Annotated in this window: 4 protein-coding genes; all 4 read left to right on the top strand. The window is 53.0% G+C overall.

Annotated elements, in window-relative coordinates; translation table 11 throughout:
- Nucleotides 1-294: 294 nt before the first annotated feature.
- Nucleotides 295-1308, top strand: a complete 1014-nt coding sequence (locus tag QNK41_RS17945; RefSeq protein ID WP_319259599.1) for an amino acid ABC transporter substrate-binding protein — start codon at nt 295-297, stop codon at nt 1306-1308.
- A 144-nt stretch (nt 1309-1452) separates the two neighbouring features.
- Nucleotides 1453-2649 (top strand): amino acid ABC transporter permease, encoded by a 1197-nt coding sequence (locus tag QNK41_RS17940; protein ID WP_319259596.1) that lies wholly within the window; start codon nt 1453-1455, stop codon nt 2647-2649.
- Nucleotides 2650-2759: 110 nt separating this feature from the next.
- A complete protein-coding gene (locus QNK41_RS17935) occupies nt 2760-3857 on the top strand; it encodes an amino acid ABC transporter permease (protein ID WP_319259594.1) in 1098 nt (365 codons plus the stop codon).
- Nucleotides 3858-3957: 100 nt separating this feature from the next.
- Nucleotides 3958-4214, top strand: a 257-nt coding sequence (locus QNK41_RS17930; RefSeq protein WP_319259591.1) for an ATP-binding cassette domain-containing protein, incomplete at its 3' end; no start/stop codon positions are given.

The raw sequence follows: 4214 nt of genomic DNA, 5'->3' as shown, positions 1-4214 counted from the left end.
GAAACCGGAAATAGAAAAGACATCTGTCTGCCTACATGACACCATGATCTTTGTCAATGCAGGTCATCGCATACCATGGCCTCATTTAAAACCGGGGTGGTTTTGTCGTATGCGTAACCGGTGAATACGCTTGCCAAAATGCAACCTTCCATGCTACATTCAATCGATTAAACGATTCATATTCGATGAATATGGTTTTCTCCCCGCCGACATATATTTAAACACAAGTGTTCCAATGGACCTGTGACAGGTCCGCCGTTATATTAACTGATTGCTTGATGGGAGGAGAATGTGATGAAACGATTTAGTTTTGTATTGGCCATGATTGCTGTGTTTGCGCTGATCGGTTCTGTCTCGGCCGGTACTTTGGATGATGTGAAAGCCAAGGGATTCATACAGGCGGGGGTTAACGGAGATCTATTCGGTTTTGGCAAGCCTGATGAAAAAGGGGTTTGGAAGGGGCTGGATGTGGATACGGCCCGGGCCGTTGCCGCCGCTGTTTTCGGCGATGCCGACAAGGTCAAATATACGCCGCTGACGGCCAAAACCCGCTTCACCGCGTTGCAGTCCGGTGAAATCGATGTGTTGACCCGTAACTGCACGGTGACCCTGAGCCGCGACACCGCCCTTGGCCTCGATTTCGCCCAGGTCAACTACTATGACGGCCAGGGCTTTTTGGTTTCCAAGAAGCTGGGCGTCAAAAGCGCCAAAGAGCTCGACGGTGCCTCGGTTTGCGTGCTGCCGGGAACGACCACCGAACTCAATGTGGCCGATTATTTTCGATCCAATGGCATGAAAATGAAACCCGTGGTCATTGAAAATACGGCGGAACTGGCCAAAGCTTTCTTTGCCGGCAGGTGCGACTGCCTGACCTCGGATGCGTCCCAACTGGCCGGAACCCGCGCGATTGCGCCCGATCCAAAAGATTACATCATTTTGCCGGAAATCATCTCCAAGGAGCCCCTGGCACCGGCCGTTCGGCACGGCGACAACCAGTGGACGGATATCGTCAATTGGAGCGTATTGGCCATGATCAACGCCGAGGAACTCGGTGTTACGTCGAAAAATGTTGATCAGATGCTCAAAAGCAAGGATCCTAAGATTATGCGCTTTCTGGGAGTGACCGAAGGCAACGGCAAAGCCCTCGGCCTGGATGAAAAATTCGCCTACAACATCGTCAAGCAGGTCGGCAATTACGGTGAAGTCTTCGAAAGAAATGTGGGCGTCAACACACCGTTGGGGATCGAGCGTGGATTGAACGCGCTGTGGACCAACGGCGGGCTGATGTATTCGCCACCGTTCAAGTAAGTCCGAACCGGACGCGTCGCCTGTTGGGTCATCTTGTCAGCCGGCGGGCGGCGTGATTCATTGTGACACCTAATCAAGCGTCTGTCGGGTCGCCCGGCCTTCCATTTGTCGGCCTGACAGACGTCTTTCCTGTGCGACAGCCCTATGCAGCCAAAACAAGACAAGATTCAAGGCAGCGCCCCAACGGCAGCGGTCCCCTTTTACAACGATCCTAAAAAGCGGTCGATTCTGTTTCAGATCGCAACGCTTTTGATGGTCGGACTGCTGGCCTATTATCTGATTTCCAATACCCTGGCCAATGTTGAAAAACAGTCCATTGCTACCGGCTTCGGATTTTTTGAGAAGGAAGCCGCCTTCGAAATCGGTGAATCCCCCATTCGTTATTCGGCAGCCGACACCTATGGCCGAGCGCTGGTGGTCGGCTTTTTAAATACGCTGATCGTCTCATTTGTCGGCATCGTCTTAACGGTTATCCTCGGCACCTTGGTCGGGATCGCCCGACTCTCTTCCAACTGGCTGATATCGAAGATAGCGGCCGTCTATATCGAAGTGCTTCAGGACATACCGGTACTTTTACAGCTCTTTTTCTGGTACGCGTTTTTTTACAATGTCCTGCCGTCACCCCGACAGGCCATGAATCCGATCATGGGCGTCTTCTTGAGCAATCGCGGTTTGGTGTTTGCCGTGCCGGAAGCGCATCCGGTCTTCAAATACATGGCCATCGCAATTGTTTTGGCCGGTGTCGCTATCTATTTTCTGCGGCGGTGGGCAAGAGAGAGACAGGCGCGGACAGGCCAACCCTTTCCGATCTTTCGTGTGTCCCTGGCACTGATGATCGGATTGCCCCTGATGGCCTGGGCTTTCGGCGGTGCACCTACCGCCATGAACGTGCCCGTTCTGATAGGCTTCAATTTCATCGGGGGAACCAACATCAGCCCCGAGTTTACGGCTCTTTTGCTCGGTTTGATTCTATACACGGCAGCTTTTGTGGCCGAAGTCGTCCGGGCAGGCATTCAGTCGGTCAGCAAGGGGCAGACCGAAGCGGCAATGTCGCTGGGCCTCAGACCCAGCCGGGTGCTGAACCTGGTGATTTTACCGCAGGCCCTGCGTGTCATCATTCCACCCTTGACCAGTCAGATGTTGAACCTGACCAAGAACAGTTCCCTGGCGGTTGCGATCGGATATCCCGACTTCGTGTCCGTGGCCGGCACCACGATCAATCAGACTGGCCAGGCCATCGAAGGTGTCGCCCTGATGATGATTGTCTATTTGACGTTGAGCCTGCTGACATCGGCCTTCATGAACTGGTACAATAAAAAGATGGCCCTGGTGGAAAGGTAAGATCGTGTTTCGATTTCATGGAAAGCGGCCTCGTCGCTATTATCTAAACCGGCAATAGCCAACGGAAGCGTCAAGCACTCACCTTATTAACGAACAGCATTTATAGACCCATGGCTGGAACGACTGTCAAACAGGTTGAAGAAACGATCAAACCGCCGGTGACGAGCGTGGGGGTCCTCGGATGGATGCGTGCCAACCTTTTCAACACTTGGTTTAACTCGGTCCTGACGCTGATCACCCTATACACGTTAGGGAAGATCGTACCCGCTTTTATCCGCTGGGCCTTTGTCGACAGCTTCTGGCTTCCTTCAGCCGGTGAAGCCTGCAAGGGCGCCGAAGGGGCCTGCTGGTCGATCATCCCCGCAAACATACGGTTCATTCTTTTCGGTTTTTTCCCCTACGAATTGCAGTGGCGGCCGCTGTTAGCCATGGCGCTTCTGATTGGCTTGCTGTTTTACAGTCGCAACAGAGACCATTGGAAAAAATCATTGGTCTATGCCTGGGGCATCGGTCTTTTAAGCATGGGCCTTCTCATGAAGGGTGGCATCTTGGGGTTGGCTGCGGTTGAAACCACCCAGTGGGGTGGCCTCCCGTTGACACTGCTGTTGTCGGTTTTTGGACTGGCGGCCGCCTATCCGCTGGGTGTTGTCCTGGCGCTGGGACGACAGTCCCAGATGCCGGCTGTCAAAGTAATGTGTATCGTTTACATCGAAATGATCCGGGGTGTACCACTGATCACCCTGCTGTTCATGTCGTCCATCGTTTTCCCCCTGTTTTTACCCGAGGGGGTTACCGTCAACGTCATCTTACGAGCACAGGTGGCTATCATTATGTTCACCGCCGCCTATATCGCAGAAGTTGTACGCGGCGGGCTGCAAGGGATGGCCAAGGGCCAGTATGAGGCTGCCGAATCGCTGGGGCTTAGCTATCCCAAGACCATGCGGCTGGTGATTTTGCCCCAGGCCTTGAGAATCGTGATACCTCCAACGGTCAGCCAACTCATATCGGCGTTGAAAGACACCTCCCTGGTGGTCATCATCGCCCTTTACGATCTGCTCAAGACAACCCAGTCCGTGCTGTCAAATCCCAAATGGACGGCCTATTCTTCAGAGGCCTACATCTTTGTGGCCTTGATCTATTTTGGCTGCTGTTATTTCATGTCCAGCTACAGCAGACGTCTGGAAAAGGAGCTGGATAGGGGCTTTTAGCCGGTAACGCGCTGTTATATAATCAGCGTGGATTGAAGTGGCTCCATCTAACGACAAGTTCCAAAAAAAAATGCCCACAACCAAACCCCAAGAGATCATCATGCGTGAAGACAAACCTGACAATCAGTTACAGCCGAACGGTGAAGCCATTATCGAGATCAAAGAGATGCACAAATGGTTCGGCGAGTTCCATGTTCTGCAGGACATCAACCTGACCGTGCAAAAGAAAGAGCGGATCGTTATCTGCGGCCCTTCCGGATCGGGGAAATCGACCCTCATCCGCTGTATCAACCGGTTGGAGGAGCACCAGCGCGGCCAGATCATCGTCGACGGCATCGAGTTGACCAACGATATCAA

It is taken from the genome of Desulfosarcina sp. (assembly GCF_033791525.1).
Taxonomy (GTDB): domain Bacteria; phylum Desulfobacterota; class Desulfobacteria; order Desulfobacterales; family Desulfosarcinaceae; genus Desulfosarcina.
The sequence above is the reverse complement of the archived record's forward strand: the minus strand, read 5'-3'. Positions and strand labels throughout refer to the sequence as shown.

Bases quoted from the DNA above. Each gene is read 5' to 3' on its own strand.
- QNK41_RS17945 (WP_319259599.1), top strand. From the start codon at position 295: ATGAAACGATTTAGTTTTGTATTGGCCATGATTGCTGTGTTTGCGCTG.
- QNK41_RS17940 (WP_319259596.1), top strand. From the start codon at position 1,453: ATGCAGCCAAAACAAGACAAGATTCAAGGCAGCGCCCCAACGGCAGCG.
- QNK41_RS17935 (WP_319259594.1), top strand. From the start codon at position 2,760: ATGGCTGGAACGACTGTCAAACAGGTTGAAGAAACGATCAAACCGCCG.